The organism is Vibrio penaeicida, assembly GCF_019977755.1.
GTDB lineage: Bacteria > Pseudomonadota > Gammaproteobacteria > Enterobacterales > Vibrionaceae > Vibrio > Vibrio penaeicida.
The window spans coordinates 800672-813259 of sequence record NZ_AP025145.1 but is presented as its reverse complement, the minus strand read 5'-3'; the positions used below and the strand labels follow the sequence as shown (position 1 = coordinate 813259).

Sequence of the window (12588 nt, the reverse complement as noted above, 5' to 3'; positions counted from 1 at the left end):
TTTTCTATTTTCTATCAAATGACGGACGCGTTAGCTTCTGCTTGAAAGATTGAAAGGTTAACAGACCAACTAGCAAATCGTTCCTTCCGACACTTTAATGTCCTGGTTATGGTCTATGCACACTTGCGCCATAAGCGCTAAACCTTCAACAATCGTATCCAAAGGCATGCCGGGCATTTTTAATTCTTCTGCTTGCTCAGGCAAGAGTGGGATATGAACAAAGCCATGGCGGATATTCGACTCAGAAAGGAAGTGCTGAACCCCATAGAAGAGATGATTACAAACGTACGTTCCTGCCGTATTCGATACTTTCGCTGGCACACCATTTTCATTCAAAACTTGGCATATTGCCTTAATAGGAAGAGTAGAAAAGTACGCATCGGGACCTTCTGCCACCACGGGTTCGTCTATCGGCTGCAGCCCTCCATTATCTGGAATGCGGAAGTCATCAACGTTAATTGCTACCCTTTCCGGTGTGATAGCATCCCGCCCCGCAGCTTGTCCTACCGTGATAACAATGTCTGGATTATGTGCTTGAATAGCCTGCTTCACCATGTCGACCGATTCGTATCTCACAACAGGAACCGCACAGGTAACAATTCGCCCCTTGTTGAGTTCCCTACCCTCTAGTTGCTTAACTGCTTCCAAAGCTGGATTTATCGTGGCTCCACCAAAGGGTTCAAAGCCTGTGATCAAAACGGTTTTCATAAAGTTCCTTATTTAAGATGTCCGATTTCCTCTGTAATCAAGTCGAGGATTTTACTCTTTATTTCCGCTTTATTCTCGGCTTTATAGAGATTGTCGGCACCAACACACTCTTTAAGAGCTCGGTTTTTCTCAGCATCGTACGCAAAACCTATTGCGGCTATTTTTGCTTTAATCTTTCTACCATCCTTTGTTTTGCCTTTAGAGAGTTCTTTTCGGATGGTATCGCAGTACCCTAAATCAACCAGCTTCTGATGAACCGTGGCATTATTGATATTTGCGATGTTGGAATCGGCACCATCAGAAAGGATGATGATTAAACGCCTAGCGTTTTTTCCATCCTTCAACAACTGCGCCCCGCGGATAATGGCTTGATAAGAAGCGGTTCCCCAGTGGGCGACAAAGCCATTTAACTTAGAATTGAAGTCACTAAAATTTGTCGTCAATTCAACTTCCTTATCACGTGCCCAATTTGGTTGGTGCACGCAATTTGAGCTGCCTTTCTCGACAAAAATTTGTTTGGCGGTCTTTGAATAGTTGATTTCATGAGGTCTTAACTTTTCCCACGAGTAGCGCTTGCTTTTTCTAACCAGCTGGCTCATTTCGCAGTATCGATTAGTTCCACGAATTTTGGCTTTAATGGCAGATCTAAAAGGGATAATGCCGACCGTGTTCACATACTTCCGGTTGTTTTTATCGTTGTAGTCTTTCAGCTTTTCATTCACTTCTACAATGATGTCTTTCAAATCTTCGACTTTCGATTTGTTACCGCCACTCCACCCCTTATTCATGGATCCAGAAAAATCCGCTGCATAAATAATGTCTACGGCGTCCCCTTCAAATTTTTGTGATGTAGCAGCGCTGCTCACGGTGACTTTGCCATCAAACCCACTTGCTGGATCGCCACTTGTGAAGAAAGTGGCATGATCATAATCCGCTCTCACATTAAAATGGATGTACCTCTGTTCGCCTTTTTTTATTCCTGCTTTGCACTCAGGAATTTGCTCGCATTCCAAACGCGTGATCCTGAGGTTTTTAACTTTGGTTCTATCTCCCATGTATGCGCCAATATAATCGGTAGCGATCTTGCGATTAACAGCACTCCCACTTCCGGCTCCTGCACTGTCTTTATTACTTGCGTCTTTTGCACTCAATGCCAAAGCAGCCACTTCCGTCGCATTATCAATTCGCGCTTTGGCTTGCAATGCATAAGCGCCATCTGTCGCAAGCACAAAGAGCCCAAAAAGAGCAGGAAGGGCAATCGCAAATAAAATAGCTGCGTGACCGCGCTGTTGTTGTAATGATGAACGCATAACTGACTCGTAGTGATTGGAGTGATGTATGGGGCGATTTACAGATGAAAGCGACTATTGCTTGATTTCGACACGTCGATTCAACGCTCTGCCATTATCAGATTGGTTGCTTTGAACAGGCTTAGTTTCGCCTTTAGACGTCAAGGTTAACAAAGACTTATCAACACCTTGGTTTTCGAGATACTCTGCAACGGTTTCAGAACGTTTCAAACCTAATGTCATGTTGTAGCTTTCACCGCCTATGTTGTCGGTGTGCCCTTCTACGACCAAGTTACCTTGGCTTGTTGAGATCTGTTTGGCGATGGTATTGAGAATATAGCGCGACTTTTGCGTCAATTTAGACTGATCAAAACCAAAGAAAACCCGAGCAATAACCTGAGATTCATTCACAAATTGCAATGTGCTATTGGTCAGCAAATATTCACTGCACTCTTTATCAATGCCGCTAGACACAATTTGTTGGGTAATAAATGCTTGAGTCGCAGGCTCTTGGTCTAGCTGTTCAATTTGATAGAAAGGCCCCTGATTGATCGCTACCCGTGTTCCCTGCCCAACTTCAATCTTTTTCTCGTACTCAATGTTCTCTCCACCACAGTAGAAATTTAACGCGTGAGTTTCACGTTCAGTTGCATTCGCAGCTAGGGACGAAATGGACAAAATGGTCGCGGCAAAGATAGGCGTAAGAAGTTGTGTCATGATTATTTTTCCTTGGTATTGCTATCGATCTTTTTCAGCAACTTGGCCGCAAAATCTTCGAGCTTAGAATGAGAATTAAAAGTGTGCTGAGTTTCGATCACTTCTGGAATCCGACGTGGAAGATACGTCGCCATATAGACACCATCGCGATCATGGATGTAATCAAATTCACCCGTAAATGTTTGCTGACTGTCCGAAATGTCAACAATAACAATCTCTTTTGTCTCCAAATCTTCCTGAAGAAATAAAGAGTTAAGATTTTCCACCCAGTTTTTTTGAGTATCATTGCTTCCGTCTATAAAGATGTAGGTTTCGGAAGAGTATGCGTTTGTTGTGGCCAACAGAGTGAGCAAGCCAGCACAGAGAAAATGAGTTTTCATTCACTGTTTCCAATATTGAGATTTAACGACCCAGCATGACGGAAGACGAACTCACCGTAGTAAAACTGTCGCCAATAATCGAACCAAACCAATTGTCCGTTTCGTAACATAGGGTAATGCGGTACAACGTCGCCTGACGTTCCCAAGAGGTGACGACAGACAAATGAGAGAGCTCACTAAGTGGTTGAGTGACGTTACAAACCTGCCCGCCGATGGCATATCTTTTTAACGGGTTCGGTTTCTTAATGCCTTTAAAAGTCAGCTCTTCTACTAACGCCCCGAATTGGTTTTCATTGAAACTTCCCATGGTGCGACTCAAAGAATTTCGACCAATTGTGACAATGGCATTCGCTTCAGAACGGGTGATTTTGTAGTTGTTTCCGTATAGCTGCGTACGCTCTTTCAAGACGTTGACCAAGGAGTAAGAAAGCCTATCGAGCTTTCCTTTTGCCGATATCTTTAAAATCACATCAGCGCTAAACACCAATAACAAAGAAACAAAAGCACCAACAATGGCAAACTCCACAGAAAAGTTGCCTTTCTGTTTAAATTTTAAATTTGTCACGTTCGTATTCCTGAATAACAATGACTTCCCGACGAAACAGCGAGCTATTGTCCATAAACAAAGTGAAGATTGGCGAAAATTCATAATCCAATCGATACACGGCAATGGCACTGTTGTTCTCTTTCCCGCACGTAGCCAGAGGGGTGTTTTTGGGGATCTTACAAGGGGTTTTATGACGCTCTAAATCACTAACGGATGCCAAATACTGAACGGACATTCGTAGCTTGGATTGGTCGATCACTTTTCCCCACACACTGCCACTGTTATTGATGACATTCTGGAAAACTTTGTCATAGCTCTGCTCGCTCTTTTTGGACTCTCTCGCGGCTTCCGAAATCGTGATATCAGTGACAGCCGAAACAAAGGACATGTAACTCACCTCCGCCCAGAACATGCACATCATCCAAAACGCCATGAAACCAAGCGCAAACTCGATAGACGCCACGCCTCGTATTCGCTTCTTGCTACCCTTCATGGCTTATTTCACTCGTCTTGGTATGGCTAACCTTGGAATCAATCACCTTGGCATCGTTCACCTTGACGTCATCCGCCTTGAATTCTCCGATGGCCTTGCTGTCTTTCAGCGCACGGTAGCGCTCGAATATTTCTTGATCCGATAGCTCGCCTTTCGACATATCCTTGATGTAAGAAACATTGCCAATTTTTGCCATGGCTAACGTTAAATTGGCTTCTATCTGTTTGTCCGCTTTGCCTTTTAGATAGATAGGCAATAACAGTTGCACCGCTTTTTGGTAATGACCTTCAACGATGTTTAAAACAGCCAGATTGTTCTTAATTTTGATGTCGTCGTACAAGTTGGTTCTAGCAGACGTGAAGTACTGCCTTGCTTCTTCCAAGTCGGAATTTGCCGCGCAAATCATGCCCAACAAATTCTCTATTTCAGCGTTGTTAGGTTTCAACTCATAAGCTTTTAATGCCTGAGTTTTTGCTTTACGAAATTGACCAAGGGAATAGAGGCTTTTCGCTTCGATAAGAAGAGGTTCTGCATGGGCTTCTTGACCCATGTTTAATGGCGAAACAAAGAAAAGTGCCGATTCAGGATCACCAGAATTTAAGTAAGCCAGCGCTAATTTCATGCGCGTTTGACGGTTTTCACTCTTGGAAAGTTGCGCTTTATAGTACTCCACCAATTTTTCATGGTTTCCCGACTGTATTAGCAGCGTTTCTTCTTCAATCAATGACGTTGGCTCGGGCTGGGTAGCACATCCAGATAACACGGAAATAGCCAATAGACACGCCGTTACACGGCTATGGTGGCAAACACGAGCAAAGGATTTTCTAAACATTGGACATCATCCTCATCACACCAGGTGCGGCAATCAGAATTACCACTGGCATCATAATAAATAGGATTAGGGGAACCGACATTTTGGCGGCGAGCTTGCCGATTTTTTCTTCCATCGAAAGCATGGTGACATCGCGGATATCGGCCGCTAATGTCGTAAGAACACCGTAGATAGAAGTACCGTAATGCAGGCTTTGCTTTAACGTCATGGTAAAGCTTCGCATTTCGTTGGTCGGTACTCGGTCGTACAGCTCATCGAGCGCTTTATCTAAGCCAACAATGCGTGAACGGTCATTGGTATTTTTCAGCAACTGGGCTAAGTCTTTATCGAAGCCAGACATTTCTTTCGATAAGTACGTCATGGCGGCTTCAATCGTCATACCGGTTTGAACACAAACGGCTAACAAATCAAGCAAGTAAGGGAGTTGACTCGACAATTTCCCTCTTAGCGCTTTCATTCTGGAATTGAGATACGCATCTGGTGCGATCAAACAAAATACAACCCATACCCCTATGGCGATAAAGCCTGAATTTTGTTCCCAACCTAGATGCCTCGAAAGGAAATAAAAACCAGCAGCGCCACCAATTAACAGGGTAAATTTGGTTGGAATATAAAGGTTGGCGTATTTGAAATGATAAAAACCTGCCGCATAAAATTTGTCGGCGACATCGTTATCGCTTTTAGAAAAAAGAGATTCGACCTTGTCCAGTAGCTCTACAAATAACGGTTTCTTTGCTAAAGGTTCGTCAATGGTCGTAAAGTGTTTCATTCGCTTGGATTTATCGAAATGGTTATATAGGGCGTAAGCAGAAAACGCCAAACCAAACACAATCAAAGAGAGAAACAGAAAAAGCTCAAGCTGAGAATTCAACATCATTTCACCGCCTTCATGAGCATCCAAACAATGGTGATCCCAATAAATTCGCTACCCAGTACGTAATAGAGAATGGGGCGTCCCTCTGGGTTGAACATGACAAACTCGTAGTTTTCAGGGTTCATGTACTTGAGCATCAAAATGAAGATAAATGGAATTGCTGCAACAATTTTGGCGGACGTTCGTGCCTCGGACGTCAGAGCAAACTTCTTCTTTTCAATTGCTCGCGCATCAAACATCAGCCGGTTGAGGCGCATAATGATGTCTTTTAATTGACCACCACGTTGCATGTTGGCGCGCAAGGTAATCACGAAGAAGTAGAACGACGGATACGGAAAACGGTTACACGACTTGGCAAAAACCGTGTCTGGCGATTCTCCAAGCTTTAGCCTCTCCCCCATCACTTTAAACTCTCTGCCCCCTTCCCCTTCCAAATTCTTCCCTACAAAAGAGATAGCGTGCATGATACTTTCACCCGCACTAACCGCACTGGCTAACATGTTGAGTGCGTCAGGGAAGGAATCTTCAAACTGGTTCCGCTCTCTCTTTTGTAGCCAATGGAGACCAAACGCAATCCCTACCACTTCCACAACGGCAATCACAATCAATTGATTGCCTCGAACAAAGTTTTGATTGAAATACAAACCGGCCAGAACCAATACGATACAAAAGCATATCGCTTTGATTTCAGGTAACGCACCAAGCTGCCTACGCGTTGTTTTTACATAGCGGCGAAGCTTTTCTGAGATGGATTCGTTGGTTAGTGAATTTAGGTTGACCGCCTGCTTATCGCCATCCATGGAGGACACCAAAATGGTTTGGTTTAATTCTTCCAAATATGGATTGGATTTAGACGTTTGGTTACGATTGAGTAGGATAATACATACCCCACCAACCAAAAGTGCTATCCAATAGATCATGACTGTTGCCCTAACTGAAAGGCTTCGTTCAGTTGGCTTTCTAGGCCAAAAAATCGCGCCTTTTCCACCAAAACAGAACGCTGCATCAAACCAGCCGTGATGAAATTGCCTTTGATTTTCCCATCGTCAGCATGTTCACCAGCGGCTTGAAAGCGAAAAATTTCTTCGAGAACAACACTGCTACCTTCCAAACCAACAACTTCGGAAATGCTCATCACTTTACGGCTTCCGTCGTGTAATCGGCTGATTTGGATAACCAAATCTACAGCACTGACAATGGTGCGACGGATAGCTTCCAGTGGCAGGTTGTTGGTTGCCATCATCACCATGGCTTCAACACGAGCAAGGGCATCGCGTGGGGTATTGGCGTGCAACGTAGACATGGAACCGTCGTGCCCCGTATTCATCGCTTGAAGCATTTCAAACGCTTCACCACCACGACACTCACCCACGATGATTCTGTCGGGGCGCATACGCAAAGAGTTGATCACCAACCCTCGCTGATCAATCTCCCCTGTTCCTTCGATACCGGCTTTTCGGGTTTCGAGCCTAACTACGTGCGGCTGCATCATTTTAAGTTCAGCCGCATCCTCGATGGTTACGATGCGCTCTTTCTCAGAAATAAACTGAGACAGCGCATTCAGCATGGTAGTTTTACCCGAACCCGTACCACCAGAAATCAAAATGTTGAGTCGGCAACGCGAAGCAATCATCAGAAGCTTTGCCATTTCTGCGCTCATTGCCCCAAAGCCAGCAAGCTGTTCTAAGCCAATGCTCTGCTTCTTGAATTTACGAATGGAAATCGACGTCCCATCAATCGCGATAGGTGGAATAACTATATTGACTCGGCTTCCGTCTTCTAATCGCGCATCACAGGTCGGGGAAGAATCGTCCACTCGGCGACCCACGCGTGACGCAATACGCTTGGCGATATTAAGCAACTGGGTTTCATCGATAAACGTGACTGGCGATTTTTCTACAAGCCCGCCTCGTTCAATAAACACGTCTTTGTGGCCATTGATCATGATGTCACTGATGGATTCGTCATCCATAAGCGTTTGCAATGGTCCTAACCCGTGCAATTCATCAACTAAGCTTTTAACAAACTCTTCGCGAACAATAGTCGCAACCGATAGATTCTGACGTTCTATCAGTACATCTATGGCGTTCGCTAATTGTTTGCTGAGTTGGCTTTTCGTTAATGTGGTGACCGCTTCGGCTTCTAGCGCTTCGAAGATTTGCTCACGAATAGTGATATATATGGATCTGGATTGGTCTATCATCACGCTCTCTTCACTAGGCGTTTAAATATGCTGCTCTTTTGCGACACTACGGATTCACCCAACATCAGCGACGTTAGCTTATGAATGCTCCCACTGATTCCCAGCTTGCTGTCGCAGAGTCGCTTACCTTCTAGGATTAATTCGCCCGCTTTCGGTTCATAAGGGAATTCCACATCAATGGGCTGTTTAAGGAACTTCACCACATCTTGGCGGCTAACGGTGGACGCTTTTTCAGGCATGGTGTAATTGAGAACGGTGATAAAACGCGCAGTGGAGTTCAACGTTTCCATTTTCGCCACCAACGAAGCCATCGCTCTTAGGCACGAAACGGTCGGTTCTATCACCAAAACAACGATATCGCACTCACTTGCCATGTAATCCATATCGGCTTTACTGAACGACGAGCGCGATAAATCTTCAATGATGAAATTGTTTTGATCTGAAAGCTGATCCGACAACGTTCGCGTGTACTCTTTTAGCTGGGTTTCGTTCAGCTCATCCGAATCTACCGACAGCAACGACAACATTGGGTTGACTGTTGTAGTCATGCTATGCGCGTACGATGCATCGAGGTTGGCACTCAATGCACCCAATGAAATGGAACGCTTTTTAAAACGTTTCATCCCCAATAAAATATCGAGATTGCCGCCAAAGAAACTGTGATCAACCAAGACACAGTTGCTGTCTTTTTTGGTGGTCAGTTCATAGGCCATTTCGACAGAAAGTAAGGATGCACCTACCCCACCTTTTCCCCCAACAACAGCGACTTTCTTGGCGCTTCTGTTTTTGCCTAAGCCACTATTTCGATGACGGTTGTCATTAACGTTACGAACAAAGTCGATCAATTCCGGTTTAGTCACCGGCCAAAACAGGTAATAGAACCCCATGTCTTTGAGATGTCGAATGGTTGATATTGCATCTTCACTGCCGATCACGATAACCGACGCATGGTTAGGTAATAAGTGACTGATCTGGCGCATATCTTCCGTCACATTATCGCTGATATTAAGCTCAACAATGACAATTTCGATGGTAGATTCACGAATGTGCTTACGTATTTCAGCGTCGGTATTTTCCAACACTGCTGGCGCGCTGATCCCTTCAAAGCGGTACGCTTCTTCCACCAAATTTTTGCATTCTTGCGTTTGATGGAAGAGCACAGAGGTGATTTTTTCTTCCTGCTCGACGGGTGCCTTGTCTGTTTTAAGCAGATCAACTAAGTCAAACATTACTGACCCTCACCGTTTTTTTGTGGTGAATTGGTCAACATTTTTTCTGGGTTTTCCATCGACTGCCAGCGAGCATTTTCGGCAAAGCAACCATACTTCACTCCACCATAAGAACCGACTTGCTCGTAATCGCAACTTTCAACTTGCGCTCTATAGACCACCGTTTTGAATTCAAAATCAAAACGCTCGCCAAACCCCGCATCGGTTTGAATTATGCGGATTTGCTCTGGCGATACGCCTTGCTTTTGAAGTTGAGCTTGTGTTTTTTGTGCCCACTTTTTGCCTTCACGCGTTCGCCAGCTGAGCTCAACAGTTTGGTTAACAATGACGTCCCAATGCTCTTTTACAAATTCATCCAGCTTCTTTTGCGCACTCTTTCTCTTGTTTTTTTCAATGTTCAGCGCAATGGAGTACGTTACTGGAACAACATGAATATCGGAGCCTGAGCGTTCAATTGCTTTGTCTGCACAACCGCTTAAAAAAAGAAAGATTGCTGCGACTAATCCTAGATTTCTCATTGCTTAAAGCCTCCGGTAGCCAGAATTTCATTTGCCCATGTTTCGCTCGCCTTTTGGTACTCTTTGTCTAACGCAAAGAAGCGAGATAAGGTGCTGGATTTCTTCATGGTTGGAAGCTGAACTTGAGATGGGTGAATCGGCTTCACTAAATTCACAGTCGCCACAATGATCAGCTCGGTTTTGTTGCGTTTGGTGTCGGATTTTCTGAACAGCGAGCCCAACACAGGAATGTCGCCGATGTAAGGAATTTTTCTCAGCGATTCAATGTCTTCTGTGCTTAATAGACCACCAAGAACAAAACTTTGACCGTCGCCAAGCTCTACCGTCGTTCTTGCGCGACGTGTTTTTAATGCTGGCAGGTTGTATTTGTCGTTTGAGTATTGGGTATCGAGTGAACTCACTTCCGGCATAAGGGACAATTTGATTTTCTCATCACGTAGTACTTTTGCCATCAGCTCCAAACGAATACCAAATTCTTTAAAACGAACTTCGGTGGTGCCATCACGCACCAAAACGATAGGCAACTCACCACCGACTAGGAAGCTGGCGCTTTCACCTGAAATAACAGAAAGGTTGGGTTCCGCTAGAATCTGCCCGACGGTGTCATCGCCGCTGGCGCTGATGATAGAAACGATATCATCCGCACTGAAATTCTTGATCATGTCGGCAAAGTTGCCCGCGGTATGTCCTAGGCTGCCGTATTCAACACCAAACTTCTCTAAAAACGAGTGCGATACTTCGGCAATGGAAAGCTTAACGTTGACCTGCTTAGTTGAGGCGACTTCAATGTTGTTTACGATGCCCTCAAAATGACGGCGCTTCATAAACTCCATTTCGTATTGGTTGTCACCTAAGTCCCACTCTAGCTGGTAGTCTGCGGACTTTTTGCCCATCAACTCGCCAACCAGTATGTTGATCTCGTCTTTTTCTTGCTCGGTCGCTACCACACCACTAAGTACAACTTGCTTACCTAGGTTATAAATGGTGACTTCCGCGTGAGGGTATTTAAGCTGAACTTGTTGCTGAATGTGCACCAAGCTTTTGTTGACGACTAGATTACGGCTAGCGATGGTTTTGCCCGTTTCATCAAATACAAGCAAAGAGCTCGACCCAAGGGATTTACCAAATACCACAACCTTATGTTTATCGATAACTTGATAATCCGCCACTTTAGGGTTTGAAATGAAGACTGATGTGATTTCTTGTTCAGTAGATAAGCTTCTGGCTTCACCTTCAGCGAGGTTCCAGATACGGGCAGCTTGTCCGGGAAATGAGGCAAGCAAAGCCACAAAGATAAGCGCGAAGCGCTTAAGCACTAAAAACATTGAGGTATTCCCTTATTTAATGGCAGATTCGCCAGCGCGGAATTCGGTGATAGAGCGAAAGTCTGCGAGTACGTCACCCGCATCGGCTTGAAGATCTTCTGGAGCGTATTGCCCGATAGATTTATGCACTTCAAGTTCTGAAATTCTTTTGGCAACCGTCAGTTTGGCAACCTGCTTGCGTGTTAGCTCTAAGATAACGCTGACTTTTTGTATATCGGAGTTGTCCACGTCGTCAGATTGAGTAGAAATCGGTTTTTTGATTTGTAATGCCTTAACACCAATTAACACCGGAGTTATAGACATGGTTCTGCGAAGCGAGTTGTTCGATGCCAATTCACTGTCTGGGAGTGACAAAGCAACGACATCAATCATGCTTCCATGTGAGATCACTCCACCAATTACGTCGGAAGGCGACACTTCAATCGCATAAGGCACACGATTCGCTGCAATGACATAGTGGATGTAACCATCATCTTCTGGGTTAATGATGTCGGCGTTATACAACATTTGATTGGCTGGCATGGAAGAACGAAAAACTGAACCGGTAACATGACCCAACTCAACATCTTCAGATATTCCATTTTCAAGTGCTTCGGATTCAGGAATATAGCGGATTTTAAGGAGGTCCTGCTTAACAAAATCACCCTTGCTAACCGAAGACTTGAGCACCCACGTTTTGACTTTTGCTTCTTGTACCTTAGCGGCATCAATTGTTTCGTCGCTTTGACTCAAGCTTCCTGCTAAGCCATAGAGGCCAAACAGAATAAAAAGAAGTGCAATTACAGCGAAAACTTTATTTTTCAAGGTACAACCTTTAATTAGTTAAAAGGGCAGTTAGGTCAAATGTCTATGTTTGACCTAACTACTAAACTTAAAGTTAGAGTCTGCCTGCAATTGTTGTAATTGCTTTGGCAAGTGCAACTTTTAATGGACCAGTCTGGCTAAATACCGTAAAAGCGATTCCTGATATTGCAACTGCAATAACAGCGTATTCAATCGCTGTTACACCGCGCTCGTCTTTTTTGAATTTTTCTAGTGCAAGTTGTGCGTTAACAAATAGTTTAGTAAGCATGTTGTTTGTCCTTATTAATGAACATCAATAAGAAGTTATTGATGATTTGGGTAATTGGTGTTCATTTTATTGACACAGCAGATTTATTCAACGCACTTCACATTTTTATATGTAAGAACCAGCAATATACACTTACAAAACCTGATCAAACATCAACCAAACCACTACAATTCAACAAGTTAAAACACAAAAACACCTTACATAAATAATGACCTAACTCTGACAAAATATTGACGAAACTATGGAGAGAAAAATGACATAGAACAAAAAACCATCAAGATACTTCAGTAATTAATATTTTTAACAGTTTGTTAATACCGTTTATATTTGAAATGTTAACTTTTTACTCTTATAGATTTAACTCAACAAAACTACTTAGCGTAATCTTAGGTTGAAAATAA

The 12588-nt window shown here is 43.9% G+C and carries 15 protein-coding genes; all 15 read right to left on the bottom strand.

Annotation, left to right across the window (positions count from 1 at the left end; translation table 11 throughout):
• Positions 1-69: 69 nt before the first annotated feature.
• Positions 70-708, bottom strand: a complete 639-nt coding sequence (pcp, locus tag LDO37_RS21980) for a pyroglutamyl-peptidase I (RefSeq protein WP_126609305.1) — start codon at positions 706-708, stop codon at positions 70-72.
• Positions 709-716: 8 nt separating this feature from the next.
• On the bottom strand, positions 717-2018 hold the full coding sequence (locus tag LDO37_RS21975; protein ID WP_126609306.1) for a TadE/TadG family type IV pilus assembly protein: 1302 nt from the start codon (positions 2016-2018) through the stop codon (positions 717-719).
• A 54-nt stretch (positions 2019-2072) separates the two neighbouring features.
• Positions 2073-2714 carry an OmpA family protein gene (locus tag LDO37_RS21970; protein WP_004409274.1) on the bottom strand — a complete coding sequence of 214 codons (642 nt, stop codon included), beginning with the start codon at positions 2712-2714 and terminating at the stop codon, positions 2073-2075.
• Between the two features lie 2 nt (positions 2715-2716).
• Positions 2717-3094 carry a hypothetical protein gene (locus LDO37_RS21965; RefSeq protein ID WP_101109883.1) on the bottom strand — a complete coding sequence of 126 codons (378 nt, stop codon included), beginning with the start codon at positions 3092-3094 and terminating at the stop codon, positions 2717-2719.
• A gap of 22 nt (positions 3095-3116) precedes the next feature.
• A complete protein-coding gene (gene tadF / locus LDO37_RS21960; protein WP_126609307.1) occupies positions 3117-3659 on the bottom strand; it encodes a tight adherence pilus pseudopilin TadF in 543 nt (180 codons plus the stop codon).
• On the bottom strand, positions 3640-4134 hold the full coding sequence (locus LDO37_RS21955; RefSeq protein WP_126609308.1) for a TadE family protein: 495 nt from the start codon (positions 4132-4134) through the stop codon (positions 3640-3642). Before LDO37_RS21955 ends, tadF begins: the two co-directional genes overlap by 20 nt.
• Entirely contained in the window at positions 4124-4966 is an 843-nt protein-coding gene (locus tag LDO37_RS21950) for a tetratricopeptide repeat protein (RefSeq protein ID WP_126609309.1), read from the bottom strand. The genes LDO37_RS21955 and LDO37_RS21950 overlap by 11 nt, the downstream gene beginning before the upstream one ends.
• Positions 4959-5843, bottom strand: a complete 885-nt coding sequence (locus LDO37_RS21945; protein WP_126609310.1) for a type II secretion system F family protein — start codon at positions 5841-5843, stop codon at positions 4959-4961. The genes LDO37_RS21950 and LDO37_RS21945 overlap by 8 nt, the downstream gene beginning before the upstream one ends.
• The gene (locus tag LDO37_RS21940; protein WP_126609311.1) at positions 5840-6760 is read right to left on the bottom strand and encodes a type II secretion system F family protein; all 921 of its coding nucleotides are present in this window, start codon (positions 6758-6760) and stop codon (positions 5840-5842) included. Before LDO37_RS21940 ends, LDO37_RS21945 begins: the two co-directional genes overlap by 4 nt.
• The gene (locus LDO37_RS21935; RefSeq protein WP_399481891.1) at positions 6757-8043 is read right to left on the bottom strand and encodes a CpaF family protein; all 1287 of its coding nucleotides are present in this window, start codon (positions 8041-8043) and stop codon (positions 6757-6759) included. Before LDO37_RS21935 ends, LDO37_RS21940 begins: the two co-directional genes overlap by 4 nt.
• A complete protein-coding gene (locus LDO37_RS21930; RefSeq protein WP_126609312.1) occupies positions 8043-9272 on the bottom strand; it encodes an AAA family ATPase in 1230 nt (409 codons plus the stop codon). Before LDO37_RS21930 ends, LDO37_RS21935 begins: the two co-directional genes overlap by 1 nt.
• Positions 9272-9790 (bottom strand): hypothetical protein, encoded by a 519-nt coding sequence (locus LDO37_RS21925; RefSeq protein WP_126609313.1) that lies wholly within the window; start codon positions 9788-9790, stop codon positions 9272-9274. The genes LDO37_RS21930 and LDO37_RS21925 overlap by 1 nt, the downstream gene beginning before the upstream one ends.
• A complete protein-coding gene (locus LDO37_RS21920) occupies positions 9787-11115 on the bottom strand; it encodes a type II and III secretion system protein family protein (RefSeq protein WP_126609314.1) in 1329 nt (442 codons plus the stop codon). The genes LDO37_RS21925 and LDO37_RS21920 overlap by 4 nt, the downstream gene beginning before the upstream one ends.
• Before the next feature lie 12 nt (positions 11116-11127).
• A complete protein-coding gene (cpaB, locus tag LDO37_RS21915) occupies positions 11128-11919 on the bottom strand; it encodes a Flp pilus assembly protein CpaB (protein ID WP_185829911.1) in 792 nt (263 codons plus the stop codon).
• A 73-nt stretch (positions 11920-11992) separates the two neighbouring features.
• Positions 11993-12187, bottom strand: coding sequence for a Flp family type IVb pilin (locus LDO37_RS21910; RefSeq protein ID WP_126609316.1), 195 nt, complete (start codon positions 12185-12187; stop codon positions 11993-11995).
• Positions 12188-12588 lie beyond the last annotated feature (401 nt).

Excerpts from the sequence above, each read along its gene's own strand:
- pcp (WP_126609305.1), bottom strand. The coding sequence starts at position 708 with ATGAAAACCGTTTTGATCACAGGCTTTGAACCCTTTGGTGGAGCCACG.
- LDO37_RS21975 (WP_126609306.1), bottom strand. The coding sequence starts at position 2,018 with ATGCGTTCATCATTACAACAACAGCGCGGTCACGCAGCTATTTTATTT.
- LDO37_RS21970 (WP_004409274.1), bottom strand. The coding sequence starts at position 2,714 with ATGACACAACTTCTTACGCCTATCTTTGCCGCGACCATTTTGTCCATT.
- LDO37_RS21965 (WP_101109883.1), bottom strand. The coding sequence starts at position 3,094 with ATGAAAACTCATTTTCTCTGTGCTGGCTTGCTCACTCTGTTGGCCACA.
- LDO37_RS21955 (WP_126609308.1), bottom strand. The coding sequence starts at position 4,134 with ATGAAGGGTAGCAAGAAGCGAATACGAGGCGTGGCGTCTATCGAGTTT.
- LDO37_RS21950 (WP_126609309.1), bottom strand. The coding sequence starts at position 4,966 with ATGTTTAGAAAATCCTTTGCTCGTGTTTGCCACCATAGCCGTGTAACG.
- LDO37_RS21945 (WP_126609310.1), bottom strand. The coding sequence starts at position 5,843 with ATGATGTTGAATTCTCAGCTTGAGCTTTTTCTGTTTCTCTCTTTGATT.
- LDO37_RS21940 (WP_126609311.1), bottom strand. The coding sequence starts at position 6,760 with ATGATCTATTGGATAGCACTTTTGGTTGGTGGGGTATGTATTATCCTA.
- LDO37_RS21935 (WP_399481891.1), bottom strand. The coding sequence starts at position 8,043 with ATGATAGACCAATCCAGATCCATATATATCACTATTCGTGAGCAAATC.
- LDO37_RS21930 (WP_126609312.1), bottom strand. The coding sequence starts at position 9,272 with ATGTTTGACTTAGTTGATCTGCTTAAAACAGACAAGGCACCCGTCGAG.
- LDO37_RS21925 (WP_126609313.1), bottom strand. The coding sequence starts at position 9,790 with ATGAGAAATCTAGGATTAGTCGCAGCAATCTTTCTTTTTTTAAGCGGT.
- LDO37_RS21920 (WP_126609314.1), bottom strand. The coding sequence starts at position 11,115 with ATGTTTTTAGTGCTTAAGCGCTTCGCGCTTATCTTTGTGGCTTTGCTT.
- LDO37_RS21910 (WP_126609316.1), bottom strand. The coding sequence starts at position 12,187 with ATGCTTACTAAACTATTTGTTAACGCACAACTTGCACTAGAAAAATTC.